Annotated in this window: 19 protein-coding genes; 10 read left to right on the top strand and 9 right to left on the bottom strand. The window is 63.2% G+C overall.

Features of this window, described 5'->3' with window-relative positions; genetic code table 11:
* Positions 1-2: 2 nt before the first annotated feature.
* The gene (locus tag XI02_RS30910; protein ID WP_018272881.1) at positions 3-1,184 is read right to left on the bottom strand and encodes an ABC transporter substrate-binding protein; all 1,182 of its coding nucleotides are present in this window, start codon (positions 1,182-1,184) and stop codon (positions 3-5) included.
* Positions 1,185-1,330: 146 nt separating this feature from the next.
* Between XI02_RS30910 and XI02_RS30905 the strand changes: the two genes are divergently transcribed.
* Complete coding sequence (locus tag XI02_RS30905) at positions 1,331-1,846, top strand: DUF3280 domain-containing protein (protein ID WP_244981072.1); 516 nt, start codon at positions 1,331-1,333, stop codon at positions 1,844-1,846.
* A gap of 165 nt (positions 1,847-2,011) precedes the next feature.
* Here XI02_RS30905 and fghA read toward each other — a convergent pair whose 3' ends face one another.
* Together fghA and XI02_RS30895 are read right to left on the bottom strand one after the other, a co-directional pair.
* On the bottom strand, positions 2,012-2,851 hold the full coding sequence (gene fghA, locus XI02_RS30900; RefSeq protein WP_172647515.1) for an S-formylglutathione hydrolase: 840 nt from the start codon (positions 2,849-2,851) through the stop codon (positions 2,012-2,014).
* A 30-nt stretch (positions 2,852-2,881) separates the two neighbouring features.
* Entirely contained in the window at positions 2,882-3,502 is a 621-nt protein-coding gene (locus XI02_RS30895) for a response regulator transcription factor (protein WP_172647516.1), read from the bottom strand.
* 184 nt (positions 3,503-3,686) lie between these two features.
* Between XI02_RS30895 and XI02_RS30890 the strand changes: the two genes are divergently transcribed.
* Complete coding sequence (locus XI02_RS30890; protein WP_172647517.1) at positions 3,687-5,051, top strand: histidine kinase; 1,365 nt, start codon at positions 3,687-3,689, stop codon at positions 5,049-5,051.
* Here the strand turns inward: XI02_RS30890 and XI02_RS30885 are convergent.
* Together XI02_RS30885 and XI02_RS30880 are read right to left on the bottom strand one after the other, a co-directional pair.
* Positions 5,048-5,482, bottom strand: a complete 435-nt coding sequence (locus XI02_RS30885; protein ID WP_244981073.1) for a YkvA family protein — start codon at positions 5,480-5,482, stop codon at positions 5,048-5,050. The genes XI02_RS30890 and XI02_RS30885 overlap by 4 nt on opposite strands.
* 30 nt (positions 5,483-5,512) lie before the next feature.
* Positions 5,513-6,487, bottom strand: coding sequence for a helix-turn-helix domain-containing protein (locus XI02_RS30880; protein WP_016847804.1), 975 nt, complete (start codon positions 6,485-6,487; stop codon positions 5,513-5,515).
* A gap of 421 nt (positions 6,488-6,908) precedes the next feature.
* On the opposite strand from XI02_RS30880, the gene xoxF5 reads away from it, so the two are divergent.
* From xoxF5 to XI02_RS30855, 5 genes are all read left to right on the top strand, one after another.
* Positions 6,909-8,714, top strand: a complete 1,806-nt coding sequence (gene xoxF5, locus XI02_RS30875) for a lanthanide-dependent methanol dehydrogenase XoxF5 (RefSeq protein WP_018272874.1) — start codon at positions 6,909-6,911, stop codon at positions 8,712-8,714.
* 122 nt (positions 8,715-8,836) lie between these two features.
* Positions 8,837-9,319, top strand: a complete 483-nt coding sequence (locus tag XI02_RS30870) for a c-type cytochrome, methanol metabolism-related (protein ID WP_038379125.1) — start codon at positions 8,837-8,839, stop codon at positions 9,317-9,319.
* 50 nt (positions 9,320-9,369) lie between these two features.
* Positions 9,370-10,479 (top strand): S-(hydroxymethyl)glutathione dehydrogenase/class III alcohol dehydrogenase, encoded by a 1,110-nt coding sequence (locus XI02_RS30865; protein ID WP_026193090.1) that lies wholly within the window; start codon positions 9,370-9,372, stop codon positions 10,477-10,479.
* 33 nt (positions 10,480-10,512) lie between these two features.
* Entirely contained in the window at positions 10,513-11,076 is a 564-nt protein-coding gene (gfa, locus tag XI02_RS30860) for an S-(hydroxymethyl)glutathione synthase (protein ID WP_018272871.1), read from the top strand.
* 137 nt (positions 11,077-11,213) lie between these two features.
* Positions 11,214-12,167 carry a hypothetical protein gene (locus XI02_RS30855; protein WP_172647518.1) on the top strand — a complete coding sequence of 318 codons (954 nt, stop codon included), beginning with the start codon at positions 11,214-11,216 and terminating at the stop codon, positions 12,165-12,167.
* Positions 12,168-12,176: 9 nt separating this feature from the next.
* On the opposite strand, the gene XI02_RS30850 is transcribed toward XI02_RS30855, so the two are convergent.
* Complete coding sequence (locus XI02_RS30850; protein WP_018272869.1) at positions 12,177-12,653, bottom strand: hypothetical protein; 477 nt, start codon at positions 12,651-12,653, stop codon at positions 12,177-12,179.
* Between the two features lie 194 nt (positions 12,654-12,847).
* Here XI02_RS30850 and XI02_RS30845 point away from each other — a divergent pair, with 194 nt between their 5' ends.
* A complete protein-coding gene (locus XI02_RS30845; protein WP_018272868.1) occupies positions 12,848-13,987 on the top strand; it encodes an epoxide hydrolase family protein in 1,140 nt (379 codons plus the stop codon).
* Between the two features lie 174 nt (positions 13,988-14,161).
* On the top strand, positions 14,162-15,880 hold the full coding sequence (locus tag XI02_RS30840; RefSeq protein WP_311988744.1) for a metallophosphoesterase: 1,719 nt from the start codon (positions 14,162-14,164) through the stop codon (positions 15,878-15,880).
* Here the strand turns inward: XI02_RS30840 and XI02_RS30835 are convergent.
* Both XI02_RS30835 and XI02_RS30830 read right to left on the bottom strand, forming a co-directional pair.
* Positions 15,877-16,911, bottom strand: a complete 1,035-nt coding sequence (locus tag XI02_RS30835; protein WP_172647519.1) for an AI-2E family transporter — start codon at positions 16,909-16,911, stop codon at positions 15,877-15,879. The two genes, XI02_RS30840 and XI02_RS30835, sit on opposite strands and share 4 nt — an antisense overlap.
* Positions 16,912-16,995: 84 nt before the next feature.
* Entirely contained in the window at positions 16,996-17,460 is a 465-nt protein-coding gene (locus XI02_RS30830) for a GNAT family N-acetyltransferase (protein ID WP_172647520.1), read from the bottom strand.
* A 13-nt stretch (positions 17,461-17,473) separates the two neighbouring features.
* On the opposite strand from XI02_RS30830, the gene XI02_RS45550 reads away from it, so the two are divergent.
* Positions 17,474-17,950 (top strand): invasion associated locus B family protein, encoded by a 477-nt coding sequence (locus tag XI02_RS45550; RefSeq protein ID WP_244981074.1) that lies wholly within the window; start codon positions 17,474-17,476, stop codon positions 17,948-17,950.
* Positions 17,951-18,183: 233 nt separating this feature from the next.
* On the opposite strand, the gene XI02_RS30820 is transcribed toward XI02_RS45550, so the two are convergent.
* The gene (locus tag XI02_RS30820) at positions 18,184-18,978 is read right to left on the bottom strand and encodes a class II aldolase/adducin family protein (protein WP_021080321.1); all 795 of its coding nucleotides are present in this window, start codon (positions 18,976-18,978) and stop codon (positions 18,184-18,186) included.
* Positions 18,979-19,047 lie beyond the last annotated feature (69 nt).

Genomic DNA, 19,047 nt, shown 5'->3' with positions numbered 1-19,047 from the left:
CCTCACTGCAGCTTGCACTTCGTTTCAGGCCGGTCAACTCCGAGCGTGTCGAGTTCGGAGACCTGATGCAGGAAACCTTCCTGCGGCGAGACCGAGACCACCATACGACCATCGGCCAGCAGGATCGGCTGGCGGAGCTGCAGATTCCAGTCTCGCAGGGTCAAGCGCGTGCCCTTGAAAGCGGCAATCGAGAAATCCTTGCCCTTGAGGAAGGCGATGACCTTCCTGGGATCTCCTGAATTGGTGCGCGATGTGGCTTCGCCGATCATGCGCGCGGCGGTCCAGGCCTGCATGTCGAGCGCCGTCATGCGGCGCATGTTCAGCTTGACGAAGCGGTTCTGAATCTGGACCGCGCCCCATTGGTCATGTGCCGCGTCCCAGCTGGTCGGCACGAGGCCCGCCGAGCCCGCCACCGGCCGCGGGTCCCAGGTACGGTACGGCAGGTAGTTCGCGAACACCTCGCTCTCGTCGGCGGCGACCAGCACGTCGTAGGCCGGCGCCTGCTGCGTGAACACCGGCATCTGGCGCTGGATCAAGGTCACGCCGCTGTCGGTGCGGCGCGCGCCGCCGGTGTCCTCGAATGTCCGTTCCTGGACGATCTTGGCGCCGAAACGGGTGGCGGCGCGGCGCAGCGCGTCGGCGTAAAGCTTGTCCTGATCATGCGAGCCGACCACCAGCAGCCAGCGCTTCCACTGCTTCCACACCAGATACTGGCCAAGCGCGTCCGCCAGCATCGAGCGGGTCGGTGCGATGTGGATGACATTGGCGCGGCAGTCCTGCTCGCGCAGCCGGTCGTCGATTGCGCCCGCGTTCAGCAGCACGGTGCCGCGGTCGCGCAGCGCGTCGGCGACCTTGAGCAGGGCATCGGCCGGCAGGTCGGTGATGATATAGTCGTTGCGGCCGGCGAGATCGGTCGCGACCTTGGCGACATCGTCGCTGTCCTTGACCTTGACCTCGTCGAGCACGAAGCGCTGGTTGAGGAATTTCCCGGTAGTGTTGTTGTCCTCGATCGCGAGGCGCGCGCCGGCGATGCCGTCATTGTCGGCGGGCTGCTCGATCAGCGAGAGCGTCGATTTGACGCCGGAAAGGCCGAGATAGCCGATATGAACCTCGACGGGATCAGCCGCCAGCGCGCCGGTCGCCACCATGCTGAGCGCGATCGTGCCGATCAGCCATCGCAACATAACTCCTCCCGCAGTCTTTTTTCACTCGGCATGGCCTTTCGGAAATCCGGCTTCCATGCTGTTGACTTGCAAGATGCCGGAATTGGCCTAGCTTGCAACCCCGCTTTTTGTCGTTGCGACGTTACAAATTCGATTGGTTCACAATCATGAGATCGGCGCTTGGCCTCGTCATATCTTTGCTGGTGATGTCTGCGGCGGTACGCGCCGAACCGCCCAAGCTCGCGGTGTTCGACCTCGAGATGATCGACACCAGCCTGCAGGGGGAGATGAGCGGGCCGCGCGCCGATGAGCAGGCGCGGCTGCTCCGGGCCGGCGACCAGGTGCGCAAGGAGCTCGCGGACTCAGGCAAGTTCCGCGTGCTCGACATCGCCCCGGTCAATGCTGCGGCGCATGGCAGCAATCTTCAGGCCTGTGGCGGCTGCGATGTGAAGCTGGCCGGCGAGTTGGGCGCTGATCTCGTGATGACGGGCGTGGTGCAGAAGGTCTCCAACCTCATCCTCAACATCAATCTCTATCTGCGCGACGTGCATAGCGGGCAATTGCTGGCAGCGGCGAGCGCCGACATGCGCGGCAATACCGACGAATCCTGGTCGCGCGCCACCGACTACCTCGTGCGCAACCGCCTGCTCGCGCCGAATTACGGCGCGCCGCAGGCACGATGAGCGACGGGTGTTTGGACGATTTCGGAATATTAGAAGAATAGTCCTGAGTTGCCCGACGTGTCAAGTCGTCTGGTCGAACGTTGGCTGGTCGAGCGCCGCCGCCGGCTACTGTGCATGGGGTTGTTTTCGACATTTTGGTATCGCGCCGCCTCGGCGCGGCAAGCATCACGCCTTCAGCCGCGCTGCGTGCCAGCGCAGGTGATCGGCCATGAAGGTCGAGATGAAGTAATAGCTGTGGTCGTAGCCCGGCTGACGCCGCAGGGTGAGGGGGATGTTGGCCTTCTCGCACGCGACCTTCAGGAGTTCGGGCCGCAGCTGCTCGGTGAGAAATCCGTCGGCATCGCCGTAATCGACCAGCAGATCGGAGAAGCGGGCACCGTCCTCGATCAGGGCAACGGCGTCGTGCTTGCGCCACGCCTGCTTGTTGCTGCCGAGATAGCCGCCGAGCGCCTTGTTGCCCCACGGCACCTGCGACGGCGCCACGATCGGCGCAAACGCGCTGGCCGCCCGATAACGATCGGGATAGCGCAGCGCCACCGTCAGCGCGCCATGGCCGCCCATGGAGTGACCGAGGATCGACTGCCGCGTCGTGTCGACCGGGAATTGTTCGGCGATCAGCTTTGGCAGTTCCTCGGTGACGTAGCTCCACATCCGGTAATTGGTCGCGAACGGCGGCTCCGTCGCGTCGACATAGAAGCCCGCGCCGAGCCCGAAATCGTATGAATTGGCGGGATCGCCGGGGACGCCTTCGCCGCGCGGGCTGGTGTCGGGTGCGACGAAGATCAGGCCGAGCTCGGCGCATGCCTGGCGGAATTCGCCCTTCTCGGTGACGTTGGCGTGGGTGCAAGTCAGGCCCGACAGATAGGTGACGACGGGCAGCCTGGTGCCGGCCGCATGCTCAGGGACGAACACCGAGAAGGTCATGTCGGTCTTGGTCTCGCGGCTTGGATGCCGATAGACGCCTTGCGTGCCGCCATGCGACTTGTTCTGGGAAACCGTCTGCATTGTCGTATTCCTCTTGGTTGGAGCGCTGCGTCAGGCGACGCCGCTCTCGATCGCCAGCCGCACCAGCTCTGCCGACGTGCGCACGCCAAGCTTCTGGCGCATGATCGATGACGTGTTTGCGACCGTCTTGTATGACGAATGCACCAGCCAGGCGATCTCCGACAGGCTCTTGCCGGAACTGAGCAGGCGCAGGATCTCCATCTCGCGCGAAGTGAGCTTGGAGAGTGGATTTTGCGCAAAGCCCGGCCGCGCGAACGCCACGTTGCGCGCGATCGCCGGCGGCAGATAGACGCCGCCATTGCCGACCTCGCGCACCGCTTCCACCAGATCGTTGGGATCGCCGGTCTTTGAAACGTAGCCCTTGGCGCCGATGTCGATGGCGCGCGCGGCGAACACCGGGTCGTCGTTCATGCTGAACATGATGAGGCGCGCAGATGCATCATGCGTCAGGATGCGGCGCGCCAGCTCGAAGCCGGAGACCGTCGGCAGGTTGATGTCGATCACGCAGAGATCGGGCTTCTCCGCGACGAACGCCCGTTCGCCGCTTTCGGCATCCGCCGCTTCCAGCAGCGTGATCTCGGGATCGTCGGCGAACACGGTGCGGCAACCGGAGGCAACGATGGGATGATCGTCAACGATCAGAATGTGCATGGCGTTGTTGTTCCGGCGACCTGCTTCGATTCACTCGTCATCACATCGGTTTGCGCGAAGGACAGGTCGGTTCCGACCGGTTGTGCACCTCGTGCGAGATTGCGATAGGGTGCGATTAGATAGCCGGGCAAACTTGGCTGTCAACGATCCTCTCGGAGGAGGGATCGCGGTCGGGGGCAACGTCATGTGGCAAAAGCTATCCTTGCGCGCGCGGATCAACCTGCTGCTGGCGCTGATCCTGGCGCTTGGCCTCGGCATCAATATTGCGCGGCTCGTGCTGGAAGCGGGGCCGCGTGTCCAGGCCGAGGACCAGAGCGTGATCCGCCTGGCGCGCGAGTTCGTTGCGACGATTGTGGCCGGTCTCGACGAGGCGCCGGATCCCGATGCGCGGCTCGATCAGATCGTTCAAGACCTGAGCCGGCTGCGTCATGTCAGCATCACGCGGCAGGATGGCGCGACCGCAAAATCTCCTGATCGCCCCGAGGACGCCGGCGAGCCGCGCGCTCCGCCGCAGTGGTTCGTCGCGCTGGTTCATCCCGAGCAGACTTCGGTGCGAGTGCCGATCTCGGTGCACGGCAAGCCGCAATCGCTGGTCATCACCTCGCATCCCGACGACGAAATCGCCGAGATCTGGGACGGCATCGTCACCCAGCTCGAGGTCGGCTCCGCGATCGCGGTCGCGCTGCTTCTGGTCACCATGCTGGTGGTCGGCCGCGCGCTGGCGCCGCTGGAGGCGTTGTCGCAGGCCATGACCGGCATCGAGGCCGGGGACTACGATGCACGCGTCGAGCCCGGCGGGTCGCCGGAATTGGCCGCGATCTGTGCCAAACTGAACCATTTGGCGACGACCCTTGGCGACGCCGTGGAGGGCAAGCGGCAGCTCGCCGAGCGTGCGGTCTCGCTGCAGGATTCCGAGCGCAAGGAGATCGCGCGCGAATTGCACGACGAGTTCGGGCCCTATCTGTTTGCCCTGCGCGCGCATGCCGGCGCGCTGACCCGGCTGTCGGAAGTCGAAAGGCCGGACCCTGCGGCATTGCGCAAGCACGGCAACGCCATCCTCGAGCAGGTCAACGCGCTCCAGCAGTTCACGCGCCGGATTCTGGAGCGATTGCGGCCGGTCGGACTCGCCGAGCTCGGGCTTGCGGAAGCGCTCGGCGCGCTGGTGCGGCTATGGAGCGAAACCCACCCGGAGGTGGAGATCGAGAGCCGCATCTCGCCGGCGCTCGGCGATACCGGCGAGATGGCCGACCTCACGATCTACCGCATCGTCCAGGAAGCGCTCACCAACGTGTTCCGCCATGCCGGTGCGACGGCGGTCGATATCACGATCGAACCGGCGGAACGGCAGGCAGGGCTACGCGGCAGCCGCGACTGCGCGCTGGTGCGGGTTCGCGACAATGGCCGCGGCCTGCTGAGCGATCACAGGCTTGGTCGCGGTTTAACCGGGATGCGGGAGCGGATCCTCGCGCTCGGCGGTACGCTTAGCATCAATTCCAGCGATGATGGCGTGACGGTCGAGGCGCTTGTGCCAAAGGCCGCACGGTCCTAGACGATTGGCTGTCGCCAGTATTTGAAAGCCGCCCAAGCCAGCGCCAGCGCGCCGGCGATCCAGAGCACGACGATCGCGATCATTCCCGCCCGGCTGGTCGGACGCTGCGAGACGGCGCTGGCCTTGGCTCGGCATTCCGTCATCACCTCGTCCGGCACGAGCGAGATCGCAAGCCAGATGCCGAGCGGCAGCAGGATCAGATCGTCGAGATAGCCGATCACCGGAATGAAATCCGGGATCAGGTCGATGGGAGACAGTGCGTAGGCAGCGACGGCGACCGCAAGGGCCTTGGCATACCAGGGTACCCGCGGATCACGCGATGCGAGATACAGCGCAACGCTGTCCCGCTTGAGGTTGCGCGCCCAAACCTTGATCGAGGACAGCTTGGTTGAGGACAACTTGATTGAGGAAAGTCTGTTGGCGGACGGCATGGCGCAACGCCTGCACGTCGGATGGAACTGCTATTCCAGCACCACATCGGCCGGCATACCGCCGTGCAGGCCCTTGTGGACGGAGGAGGGCGCGATGCCGAAATACTTCCGGAAGACGCGGCTGAAATGCGATGAGCTCGAGAAGCCCCAGGAGAATGCGACGTCCGTGATGGTCTTGCCGTTCTGGGACTCCAGCTCCTGCCGGCAATTCTGCAGCCGGGCCTTCCAGATGTAGTCGCTGACTGTCATGCCGCGATCGCTGAACAGCATGTGCAGATAGCGCTTCGAACAGCCGAGCGCCGCCGAAATGCGATCGATGCAGAGATCGGGATCGCGCAAATGCTCGCGAATGAAGCCCTGGGCCCGCACATAGGTGGCCTCGGCGCTGCCGCGGTCGAACATGGCGCCGGTCTCGCGCAGCGGCAGCAGCAACAGGTCGATCAGCGCATCGGCCACGCCGACCGCGTTGACCGGGGTCAGCGTCGGTGCCTCGCCGAAGGCGGCATGGACGAAATCATAGGCGATGCGGCCGGTGCCGTTGCGCGCCGACAGCTTGCACGGCGCCATCTTGGAGAGCTGGAAGCCGCGCTCCTTGAGAAGATCCTTTGGAACGATGACGACCTCATGCCGCGTCAGCGACGGGCTGATGATGGTGTGCGGACACGACACATCGTAGGCGAAGCAGTCGCCCGGCATGATGTCGAAGTGCAGGCCGTCCTGCTCGAAATGCGAGACGCCGTGGGTCTGGAACACGATCTTGATGTAGGGATGCTCGCTCAGCTTGATGCGCGAGATGGTGTGCGCGATCCGGTGCTGGCTTGCCTCGATCTGGCACAGCTTCAAGCGCGATACCGTCGTGAAATTAACCCGGGCTTCGAGCGACGATCCTTCCAGCGCATCGACGTCGAACTGGCCGCAAAGGTCAGTGAGCGCATCCGACCAGCGCTGGATCTGCCGCTTGGGCGTCAATCCGTTCGTGCTGAGAGAATGGACTGTATCGGACATCTTTCCAGCCACCGATTCGATCCCCAACGTGACTGCTCACCGAGCTTAAGTCTGGCCCGGGATGATGCGCCTTCTCCCTGATTCTGAATAGCTTAGGGAGGCGGCGGGATTTCTTCCCGGTTAATGTCGGGTGATCCTCCGACTTAGTTCTGGGCTCGTCAAGCGCAACCTTAGCACGCGTCAATCTGGCATCCGGATCGCGCCGGCTGCGATTGATGCCCTGCAACATGAAGCAAGCTTTCCAGCCAATTCAGGGCCGGGCGACAAAAATCTGACGAAGCTTCGCTTTTGAGCAAACGGCTCTTCTCTATTGGGCAAGCCAGCGTGTTTCGAGAGGACTACGACTGGGGCACCAAAATGGAAGAAGTGGGGCCGTTTCGGCGGAAACCCTTGAGCTCTTGAACCTGGGAGGAAATCCACGATGCGCAAGATGCTTTACGCGACCGGTCTTGGGGCAATGGCGGTATTTGCCGTCGGAGCTGCCAACGCCAATGACGAACTCCACAAAATGTCGCAGAACCCGAAGGACTGGGTGATGCCGGCTGGAGACTACGCCAATCAGCGTTACTCCAAGCTGAATCAGATCAACGCCTCGAACGTCGGAAAGTTGCAGGTCGCCTGGACGTTTTCGACCGGCGTGCTGCGCGGCCACGAGGGCGGTCCGCTGATCATCGGCAACATCATGTACGTCCACACCCCGTTCCCAAACAAGGTCTATGCTCTTGACCTTTCGCAGGACAACAAGATCGTCTGGAAGTACGAACCGAAGCAGGATCCGAACGTCATTCCGGTGATGTGCTGCGACACCGTCAACCGCGGCGTTGCCTATGGCGACGGCAAGATCTTCCTGCACCAGGCCGACACCACGCTGGTGGCGCTCGATGCCAAGACCGGCAAGGTGGAATGGACGGTGAAGAACGGCGATCCCAGCAAGGGCTCGACCGGCACCTCCGCGCCGCTGGTGGTCAAGGACAAGGTGCTGCTCGGCATTTCCGGCGGCGAGTTCGGCGTCCAGGCTCATGTGACCGCCTACGACATCAAGACCGGCAAGCAGGTCTGGCGCGGCTACTCGGAAGGTCCGGATGACCAGCTTCTGGTCGACGACAAGACCACCGAGCTTGGCAAGCCGATCGGCAAGGATTCGAGCCTGAAGACCTGGCAGGGCGATCAGTGGAAGATCGGCGGCGGCGCGACCTGGGGCTGGATCTCCTACGATCCCGAACTGAACCTCGTCTATTACGGGTCGGGCAATCCCTCGACCTGGAATCCGAAGCAGCGTCCGGGCGACAACAAGTGGTCGATGACGATCTGGGCACGCAACCCGGATACCGGCGTCGCTAAGTGGGTCTACCAGATGACGCCCCATGACGAATGGGACTATGACGGCGTCAACGAGATGATCCTCTCGGATCAGACGATCGACGGCAAGGCGCGCAAGCTGCTGACCCACTTCGACCGTAACGGCCTCGGCTACACCCTCGATCGCGCCACCGGCGAACTGCTGGTCGCCGAGAAGTACGATCCGAAGGTGAACTGGACCTCCGGCGTCGACATGAAGAAGGACTCGCCGACCTATGGTCGTCCGAAGGTTCTTGATGCCGCGTCGACCGACAAGGCCGGTGAGGACGTCAACGTGAAGGGCATCTGTCCGGCAGCGCTCGGCTCGAAGGACGAGCAGCCGGCAGCCTACTCGCCGGATACGCAGCTGTTCTACGTGCCGACCAACCACGTCTGCATGGACTACGAGCCGTTCAAGGTGAGCTACACCGCAGGTCAACCCTATGTCGGCGCGACGCTGTCGATGTATCCGCCTCCCGGTGAGACCAACATGGGCAACTTCATCGCCTGGGACGGCAAGACCGGCAAGATCGTGTGGTCGAACAAGGAGCAGTTCTCGGTCTGGTCGGGTGCGCTCGCGACCGCCGGCGGCGTGGTGTTCTACGGCACGCTGGAAGGCTACCTGAAGGCTGTCGACGCCAAGACGGGCAAGGAGCTCTACAAGTTCAAGACCCCGTCCGGCATCATCGGCAACGTCACCACCTATGAGCATGCCGGCAAGCAGTACGTCGCCATTCTGTCGGGTGTTGGCGGTTGGGCAGGCATCGGTCTCGCGGCCGGTCTGACTGATCCGACGGCCGGTCTTGGTGCAGTTGGCGGCTATGCCGCGCTGAGCAACTACACCGCGCTCGGTGGAACGCTCACCGTGTTCTCGCTGCCGCAGCAGTGAGCTGAGCAACCTCGTTCCGGCGCATGGGCGATCTCCATGCGCCGGTCCGTCTTCAATCTGCACGCGAGGATATGCTTTTGCGTAAGATCTGGTTTGTGAGTGCTGCGATCTTTGTCGTGGCAATGGGTGGAGTTGCCTCCGCCGAGGACGCTGGCGACCCGACCGCCGTCAAGTCCGAGGACGGCAAGTATCTCGACAAGGATGGAAACCCGACGTTCAAGGTTACGGCCGACGGCACGACGGACTGGTACACCTACTCCGGCTACCGCCGCTATCACTCGGAGTGCCACGTTTGCCACGGTCCCGACGGAATGGGATCGACCTACGCTCCGGCGCTGGCGAATTCGCTCAAGACCATGACCTATCCGGATTTCATGGGCGTGGTCGCTAGCGGGCGCAAGAACGTCTCGACGGCGCAGGAAAACGTCATGCCGGCATTCGGCGATAACCCGAACGTTGCCTGCTACATGGACGACCTCTATGTCTACCTGCGCGCCCGCGCCAATGATGCGGTTGGGCGTGTTCGGCCGGCCAAGCATGAAGACAAGTCGGAAGCCTATGGAAAGGCGGAAGACGCCTGCATGGGTCACAACGACAAGAAGTGAGCGTGTCCGGCGCGAATGAGAAACCTGTTTGATGTTTTGTGGAGACCAAGATGAAGACCCGCGCCGCAGTCGCATTTGAAGCAAAGAAGCCGCTTGAGATCGTCGAGCTCGATCTGGAAGGCCCCAAGGCCGGCGAGGTCCTTGTCGAGATCAAGGCGACGGGCATCTGTCACACCGATGCCTACACGCTCGACGGCTTCGACAGCGAGGGCATCTTTCCCTCGATCCTCGGGCACGAAGGTGCGGGCATCGTTCGCGAGGTCGGCGCCGGCGTGACGTCGGTCAAGCCCGGCGATCATGTGATCCCGCTCTACACGCCGGAATGCCGGCAGTGCAAAAGCTGCCTGAGCCAGAAGACCAATCTCTGCACCGCGATCCGCGCCACCCAGGGCAAGGGGGTCATGCCCGACGGCACCTCGCGGTTCAGCTACAAGGGCAAGACGGTCTTCCACTATATGGGCTGCTCGACCTTCTCGAACTTCACCGTGCTGCCCGAGATCGCGGTGGCCAAGATTCGCGAGGACGCGCCGTTCGACAAGAGCTGCTACATCGGCTGCGGCGTCACCACCGGTGTCGGCGCGGTCGTCAACACCGCCAAGGTGACGCCGGGCTCCAACGTGGTCGTGTTCGGCCTCGGCGGCATCGGCCTCAACGTGATCCAGGGCGCCAAGATGGTCGGCGCCGACAAGATCATCGGCGTCGACATCAATGACTCCAAGGAGGCTTGGGGCAAACAGTTCGGCATGACGCATTTCGTCAACCCGACCAAGGTGTCGGGCGACATCGTGCAGCACCTTGTCGGGCTCACCGATGGTGGCGCCGACTACACCTTCGACTGCACCGGCAACACCAACGTGATGCGGCAGGCGCTGGAAGCCTGCCATCGCGGCTGGGGTGTCTCGGTGGTGATCGGCGTCGCGGAATCCGGCAAGGAGATCGCGACCCGGCCGTTCCAGCTCGTCACCGGACGGGTCTGGAAGGGCACCGCCTTCGGCGGCGCGCGCGGCCGCACCGACGTGCCGAAGATCGTCGACTGGTACATGGGCGGAAAGATCCAGATCGATCCGATGATCACCCACGTGCTGAAACTCGACGAGATCAACAAGGGCTTCGACCTGATGCACGAGGGAAAATCGATCCGTTCGGTCGTCGTATTCTGAAATCAAAACACCAAGCACTAGGAGGATAGGTCAATGACTGTTCATATCCACCCGTCGGTCGACAATGGCGTCAAGCAAGGCTCCGGCAGCTTTGCCGGCGGCACGCTGGTCTGCAAATGCGCGGACAAGCCGGTCAAGGTCGGCATCAAGGGCGACGTCGCCCACAACCACGCCTGCGGCTGCACCAAATGCTGGAAGCCTTCGGGCGCCACCTTCTCGGTGGTCGCGGTGGTTCCGCGCGAGAACGTCACCGTGCTGGAGAACGGCGACAAGCTGAAGATCGTCGACGCGGCTGCGGTGATCCAGCGCCATGCCTGCACCGGATGTGGCACCCATATGTACGGCCGGATCGAGAACAAGGGCCATCCGTTCTATGGCCTCGACTTCATCCATCCCGAGCTGTTCCAGGAGTCCGGCTCGGCTGCGCCCGGATTTGCCGCCTTCGTGTCGTCGGTGATCGAGTCCGGCGTCAAGCCGTCCGATATGGCCGGAATCAGGTCGCGGCTCAAGGAGCTTGGGCTCGAGCCCTATGATTGCCTGTCGCCGCCGCTGATGGACGCGATCGCCACCCACGTGGCGAAGTCCAAAGCGGCCTGACGACGGCATCGTGACAAAGGCGGCCTGACCGGCTCGCCTTGACGAGATCCTGCGCCGGCAGAGGATCTGCCGGCGAGGGATATGCTGGTAGTACCCGTGACCTTGAACCTTGCATGCCCTGCGGACGACCACAGGGCATGCATTTTATTTTCCGCCTTGCCCTCGTCCTTCCCCCGATCCTGCTGCTTTCGCCGGCCCGCGCCGCGTCGCCGGAGGACCGCTATATCGCCGCGCGTGACGCCGCGATCGCCAAATTCACCAAGCTGTCGAACGACAACAAGATCAATGAGTCCGTCGACAAGGCAGAGGCGGCCGCGCGCGACGAGCTGAAGGAGCAGCTGACGGCTATCCTGTCCCAGCCCGCCCGGCCAGGCTTTGCTCCCGCCCAGCTCAACCTCGACACTTTATATAAGGGCGATATGGGGTTCGGTATGCTGGACGGCCTGCGCTTCGATGCCGACACCGGCAGGGACGGGGCAAAGATCGGAGAAAAGCGCCCCGACGGCAGCTTCGTCGAGCCGAAAGCCCATATCATCGTCACCACCGAGCCTCTGTTCACGCGCTGGCTGCACGAACACAAGACGTGGTGGGACAAGGGCAGCAAGAACGTGCCGCAGCAGGTCGATGCTGCGCTGAAGTTCGAGGGCCTCTACACCCAGGCGATCTCGACCGATGCCGCGGTGGTCAATTTCGACGAGCTGCCAATCGCCAAGCCGGCGTCCGTCGCCCTGGCTTACGGCTTCCTGGCCGGCCGCACCCAGGATTCGTTCCCCGACAAGGCCGACGAGGTGTTCGTGGCGGCGCTCGCCGGCGGCAAGATGTATGTCGCCTATGGCGAGATCGAGCCGGCGGTGCAAGTGCCGGCCTGCACCGCGATCCGCACCGACTACAACAAGAAGGCCGACGCAGCGGCCGAGAAGCTCGAGCGCAAGCAGATCACCAGGCAGGCCTATGACAAGCTCGGCGACCTGCGCCAGCAGGGCGAGGACGCGTTCAAGCGCTGCTTCACCGAGCGCGCGCCGCAGCAGCCGGCCTTCGCCGTAGCCACCAGGCAGGCCCAGGCGCTGCTCGACGCGGCGATCGGCAAATAGCTCAGCGAGCTATTCCCACTCGCCGAACAGCAGACACATCCACACCACCTGCAGGATCGGCCAGGCCGCAAATGCGATACACAGCAGCCCATTGCCGAGCGGCTTGCCTTGTCGGCGCACCCGGATCAGGGAAGCGACCCCGAATGGAACGAGCAGAAGAAATGTCGGTGCGAAAATCGCGCCGTATAACATGACGAGCTCCGCTTGCGCGGCAATGCCTTCCTGCATGCTGGACTGCAGCACGTAGAAGTACATGACGAGGAGAACGGGGGCGAACAGGGCAGACGATGCTGCCGGCGAAAACCCTGGCGCGATGCCGGGCGTGCTAACCCATCGCCTGATGATGATCCATCCCGCCAAGAACATGATGATCAGCGGCAATCCCAGCTTCAATAGAACGTCCTGCGCGTTCAGGACGCTCGTCAGGTAGAGTGCCACAAGAATCTCCGTGAGCTGCGATATGCGTGCCTCGATCGCGCGATGCATGCCGATCCATCGCCGCCTCTCTTAACAAAATGACGGCGGCTGTGACGGACTTTGTCATGCCGAATTCGCGCTTTGTCGTGCAGGGTTTGTGCAGACGACGCAGAGAGGCGCCGCAAATGACGCGGCCCGGATTTGATCGGCGGGCTTGGCGCCCCTATCTTCTCCGGAAAGTTCAGCATCCCCGGGGAGACGCCATGACCGCCATCAGCCCGTTCCGCATCGCCGTCAGCGACGATGTCCTCGAGGATCTGCGCAGCCGGCTGCGCCGAACGCGCTGGCCGGAAGCCGAGCTGGTCGACGACTGGAGTCAGGGCGCGCCGCTGCAATGGATCAAGGACGTCTGCCACTATTGGGCCGAGACCTATGACTGGCGGCAGCGCGAGGCGCGGCTCAACCGCTTCAGCCAGTTCACCACCGAAATCGACGGGCTCGACATCCACTTCATCCATGTCCGCTCGAAGCACCCGGAGGCGCGGCCCTTGATCATTACTCATGGCTGGCCGGGATCGGTGGTCGAATTCCACAAGGTGATCGAGCCATTGACAGATCCTGTGGCGCATGGCGGCGTTGCCGCCGATGCCTTCCACGTGGTGTGCCCGTCACTGCCGGGCTTCGGCTTCTCGGCCAAGCCTGTAGCGACGGGCTGGGGCGTCGACCGGATCGCCAAGGCCTGGGCCGTCCTGATGCAGCGGCTCGGATACGCCAGCTATTTCGCACAAGGCGGCGACTGGGGTTCCGCGGTCACGACCGCGATCGGCGGACAGGATGCTGCACATTGCGCCGGCATTCACATCACGCTTGCGATGTCGACCCGGCCCAATGTCGAGGGACAGCCGACGCCGGAGGAGACGAGGGCGCTCAACGGCATCAAATATTACGCCGACTGGGATTCCGGCTATTCCAAGCAGCAGTCCACCCGGCCGCAGACGCTCGGCTATGGCCTGACGGATTCGCCGAGCGGGCAGGCGGCCTGGATCCTGGAAAAATTCTGGGCCTGGACCGATTGCGACGGCCATCCGGAAAACATCCTCAGCCGCGACGAGCTGCTCGACAACGTCATGCTGTACTGGGTCACCGCGACGGCCGCGTCGTCGGCGCGGCTCTATTGGGAAAGTTTCGGGCCGGGCAAGCGAACCCCGCACAAGGTGAGCGTGCCGACCGGCGTTGCTGCGTTCCCCAAGGAGATCGTCACGCCGGTCCGCAAATGGATGGAGACGAACTTCACCAACATCCAGCACTGGAGCGAGATGCCGAAAGGCGGACATTTCTCGGCATTCGAGCAGCCCGAGCTGTTCATCGGCGAGGTGCGCGAATTCTTCGGCAAGCTGCGCTGAAGCATGAACCGGAAAAGTGCGACGCGGTTTTCCGGACAGATCATGCTCAAGCAAGCCGCAGGCGAAACCTCCAGGTAAGCATGTGTCAACGGAGTAACCCGCCAAGGTCGAGAGCGCGTATGTTGGTCTGAAGCGGTTTGTGACAGAATGCGCCATGCAACGGAGGACGTCGGCGTGCTGCTTGATCCCCGCCACGGCGACTTTGAGGACAATGCCGCCAGCCCGGAACAGCGTTCGTTGTTCGCGATCGTGGGTAGCCTTCTGGTTGAGATAAGCCCCGCGAAACTGTTGTTCGCCTGGACGATTTCGCTTCTGCTCCCGGGCGTGCTGCTCGGCCTTGCGCCACTGGTCGCGTCCGCCTGGATTTCGAGCCTTTCGCAACACGCTCTTGCCCTCTCCGAAGTGGGCGCCGTGCTGGCGCTGGTTGTGATCGCGGCGTTGGGATGGCTCGGCGGGCGACCGCTGTTTCAAATCGCGGAAACAAGCTTCTGGTCGCTGAACGCGCTCGCGGTCCAACCGAGTTACGCCTTCACGCGCGAGGCACTGGGCCATCTGGCGGAGCTGCTCTGGCGCGCCGGCGCAACTCCTGCCTCTCGCACGAGGCTGCGGCGCAGTTGCTCGGTCGGCGCCGGCATACTGCTCTCTGCGGGGGCGGCATTGATCGCGGCCTTGGCCTGGCCTGCTTCGCAATGGACTGCGACCATCAATGACCTGGTCCTGATCCATCGTCTTGTGCTGCCGACGTTCGCGAACGCCGTGGTGCTGGTGTCCTGCTATCTTGCGGTCGCATCACTGGCCTGGAGCGTGGCCGACGCCAGTATGGAACAACCGGCCGACCTTGCCGGTTTCGACGCGGCGCCGTCCGGAGGCCGCTGCTGGCGCGTTGCGCATCTGTCCGATCTTCACGTGGTCGGCGAGCGATACGGCTTCCGCATCGAAAGCGGGACCGCCGGTCCGCGGGGAAACGAACGCTTCAATCGCGTGCTGGCTCGCCTTGCCGAAATTCACACCATTGATCCGCTCGACCATGTGCTGATCAGCGGCGATATGACGGACGCCGGCCGGCCCGGCGAATGGGCGGAATTTCTCGATGCATTGGCGGGTCATCCCGAGCTCGCTGCGCGCATCATCATGCTTCCGGGCAATCATGACGTTAACGTGGTGGATCGCGCCAATCCCGCGCGCCTCGACCTGCCGTTCAGCCCAGGCAAGCGGCTACGGCAGATGCGCACCCTGTCGGCGATCGCGGCCGTCCAGGGCGATCGCGTCCGCGTCATCGACGGTTCCGGCAAACCATCGGCCACGCTGAACCAGGCGCTGGCCCCTTATCATGATCGGATAACGCAATTTGCGCAGCACGGGGGCGTGCGCCGCGCGGCGGCGCTCCGCGGCCTGTTCGATGATCAATTCCCAATGATCCTGCCGCCGGACCAGGACGGCGGCCTCGGGATCGCCATTCTCAACTCCAACGCCGAAACCCACTTCTCCTTCACCAACGCGCTCGGTTTGGTTTCGGAAGCGCAAACACGGCGGTTGGAGGCTGCGATCCGTCATTTCCCGACGGCATGCTGGACCATCGCGCTACATCATCACTTGATGGAATATCCCATGCCGGTGAAGACATTTGCGGAGCGCATTGGGACAGCCTTGATCAACGGCAGTTGGTTTGTGCGCAGGTTGCAAAGGTTCTCCGATCGCTCGGTGGTGATGCACGGTCACCGGCATATCGATTGGATCGGTACGTGTGGTGCGTCGAAGGTCGTCTCGGCCCCTTCACCGGTGATGGGGGCCGACGATGCGGTCAGTTATTTCTATATCCACAGAATGATGGTCGGCCCGGACCGGAAGCTCTGCCTCGCCGAGCCTGAGCGGGTTGAGATTGCCAGAAGCTAGGAGGTTTCCGGCTTATCTTGGTGCGATCCGCCGAACAGATCAGCGATCCAGGCGGCCGACGGACTCTCGGCACAGAACGTCAGAATAGCGAGCGTGATCGGCACGCCGATGAAGGTCCCGAACAGGCCCCAAAGCGAGCTCCAGAAGAAGATCGCAAACAACACCAGGAACGGCGAGATCGACAATGTCGAGCCGGCCACCCGCGGTTCGATATAGCTGCCTACCACGAACTGGATGACGTTGAGACAGGCGAACACACCAAACACCGCGGGCCAGCTCTCGAACTGCGTCATGGCCAGCAGCGTGGGGAACAGCGTCGCGATGAAAGGGCCGACGAAAGGAATGTAGTTGAGGACAAAGGCGATCACGCCCCATTCGAATGCGAATGGCAGTCCGGTCACGGCGGCGAACAGGCCGACCAACAGACCCGTGACCGCGCTCATCTGCGTCCGCACCAGCATATACTTGCGAAACTTGGCGGCCGTCGCTTTGCTGCCCTTGAGCAGGACGCGCGCAGCGGTGCGATTCTCCAACCGCTGGATTCGTCGACCAGCGTCTTCGACCTCGAGAAGTCCCAGCACGACATAGACCAGCGCGACGAGCCAGAAACTCAACGTGGTGTTGACGCGGCCGGTGACGTATTGCGTGGTGCGCAGCAGCCAGCCGACGTTGAAATGCTCCGCCCAAAGGCCGGCGAACGAGACGCCATGGCCGTCGAGCCAGATCACCGCGGCATCGTAGAAGGCTTGATACCGCGCCGCATCCGTAATCAATGAGCGCCCGACGCGGCCGAACCCCCACGCCGCAAGCGAGGCAAATGCGACGCAGGTAGCGGTCGTAACGACGACGGTAACCGCGAGCGCGAGGAGTTTCGGCAGCCACGACTGCAGCCGTTGCTGAACGGGCCAGACGATCGCGATGATGAACAGGGCGGCCGCAAGCGGGGCGAGCACGCTGCGCGCCTGAGCCACCGCCGCAATGACCAGCACCGCGGCAATGATGCCGGTCGTGATCTTCAACCCGCCTGCCATCCTTGAGTTGTCCGACCTCCGTGAACGCAGAGATTGTCAGTCTGTCTCGTCGCGCGACAAGACCGGAAAGGGACTTGCGCGCAGCTACAGCAATCCTCGATAGATTCCTGGCGCGGAGCCTTCGATGGCGACCGCGCCGACGGCCTTCGTATAGAATTCTGCCGGCCCGACGCCGCCGATGATGGCATAGCCAAAACCCTCGTGTTTCATGTCCTCGAGGCAGGCGAACAGCAGCGCCTTGCCGATTCCGCCCTGCTGCGCCTTCGGCGCGACACCGGTCGGGCCGAAGAAGTTGCGACAGGCCGTGTCGTGGCAGGCAAATCCCACGATCTTCTTTTGCTGGATCGCGATGAAGCAGGAGACCGGTTGGCGGCTGAACGCGACCTCGGTTTCGCTGGCCCACGCCTCGCTGAATGTCTCCCGCACCCAGGCCACGACCTTGTGCTTTTCAGGCGCGAGCGCGCGGCGCATCGCAATTCCGGCCTTGAGCAGTCGATCATAGGCGGGCCGGGAATCGGGCAGGGCGTAGAGCTTGACGAGCATGTCCATCCGGCGAGCTTAGTTGAAAACGCGTCCCGCGGGCAAATCACGGGAGCAAGGCGACGGCGCCGGACTACCATTTGCGTTGTCGCTTGTTCGCGGTCGTCCTGAGTTCACGTGCAATTGCCCGGAAATACCCGCCGCAGAATGCAACAACCGCGACAATCACGCCGGCGGCGATCAGCTCTTGCATATCAGCGGTTCTCCAAGTCGACGCACCTCGCATATGTGGGAATTATACCCACAAATTCGCCGACGAAAAGGCAGATCGGTTTCGAGAGACGCCAAGGATCTGGAGCAGACGCGGTTTTCCACCCGCACGGCGCAAGGTTGCTTGCCGCCGGTGTCCTTTCCCACGGTCGTGAACGACACCATCAGCAGGGCCAAAACGCTCACCGTTGCCGCGCAGACCATCAGCAACGGGCAGGCCGTCGTCTTTAACGTCCCCCTCAACGGCTTCGCCGCGGCGCTGGAGCGCACCATTCAGCTCGGAAGCTGAGCGGCCCAGCGCTCCGCGCCCACCGAAACACGCCGCGAGAATGCGGGCGTATGACTCACAGGTCGCGCAACACACTCGCTGTCGTCCCGGCGAAGGCCGGGACCCATAACCACGAATGGTTATTGGTACGCAATGTCGGAACGACAAGCCTCTTCAACAACACCTGCCGTGGCGTATGGGTCCCGGCCTTCGCCGGGACGACGAATGGAGAAAGCCTGCGCTGGCTTTCGCTCTCAATCCCGATACGACGGATCCGCCCGGTCGAGCTTGCGCAGCAGCGCGGGCCAGGCGAGTTCGCCGTTGCGGGCGGCGCGGCCGGGCTTCGGCAGCATCCGCTCATAGGTGTCTTCGAGGATATTCTGCGGCGGATAGATCAGCTTGGTGTTGCAGGACAGCGCCATCACCTGGGTCTGGCAGGCGCGCTCGAGGCGGAACAGCACGTTGAAGGCGGCGGGCACAGTGCGGCCGACGACCAGGAGGCCATGGTTGCGCAGGATCATCGCCTCGTTGTCGCCGAGGTCGCGCACCAGGCGCTCGCGCTCGTCGACATTGTCGGCGATGCCCTCGAAGTCGTGGTAGGCGATGTGCAGGAAGCGCATCGAGGTCTGTGCCAGCGGCAGCAGGCCGCATTCCATCGCCGAGACCGCCATGCCGGCCGGGGTATGGGTGTGCGCGACGCAGTCCATGTCGTGCTTGGCCATGTGGATGGCGCTGTGAATGACGAAGCCCGCGACATTGACGTCGTAGTCGGTCGCGTTGAGCAGCGTGTTGCCTTCGACGTCGACCTTGATCAGGCTGGAGGCGTCGATCTCCTCATACAGCATGCCGTAGGCATTGATCAGGAACTGGTCAGTGGTACCGGGCACGCGGCAGGAGATGTGGTTCGCGATCATCTCGGTCATGCCGTACATCGCCGTGAGCCGATAACAGGCGGCAAGATCGACGCGGGCCTGCCACTCCTCGGCGCTCACCTGCTCGCGGACCGATTTGACGACCTTGATCGCGGGCGAACTGACGGGGGGATTCATGGCGTTCTCTCCTCGAGATATCTGCGGGACCAAGGCCCGATTGTTGCGGCGGACCATAGCAGAATCCGC

The sequence above is a fragment of the Bradyrhizobium sp. CCBAU 21365 genome, assembly GCF_015291305.1.
In the GTDB taxonomy this organism is placed as follows: domain Bacteria; phylum Pseudomonadota; class Alphaproteobacteria; order Rhizobiales; family Xanthobacteraceae; genus Bradyrhizobium; species Bradyrhizobium elkanii.
This window is presented reverse-complemented; position numbering and strand designations above follow the sequence as displayed.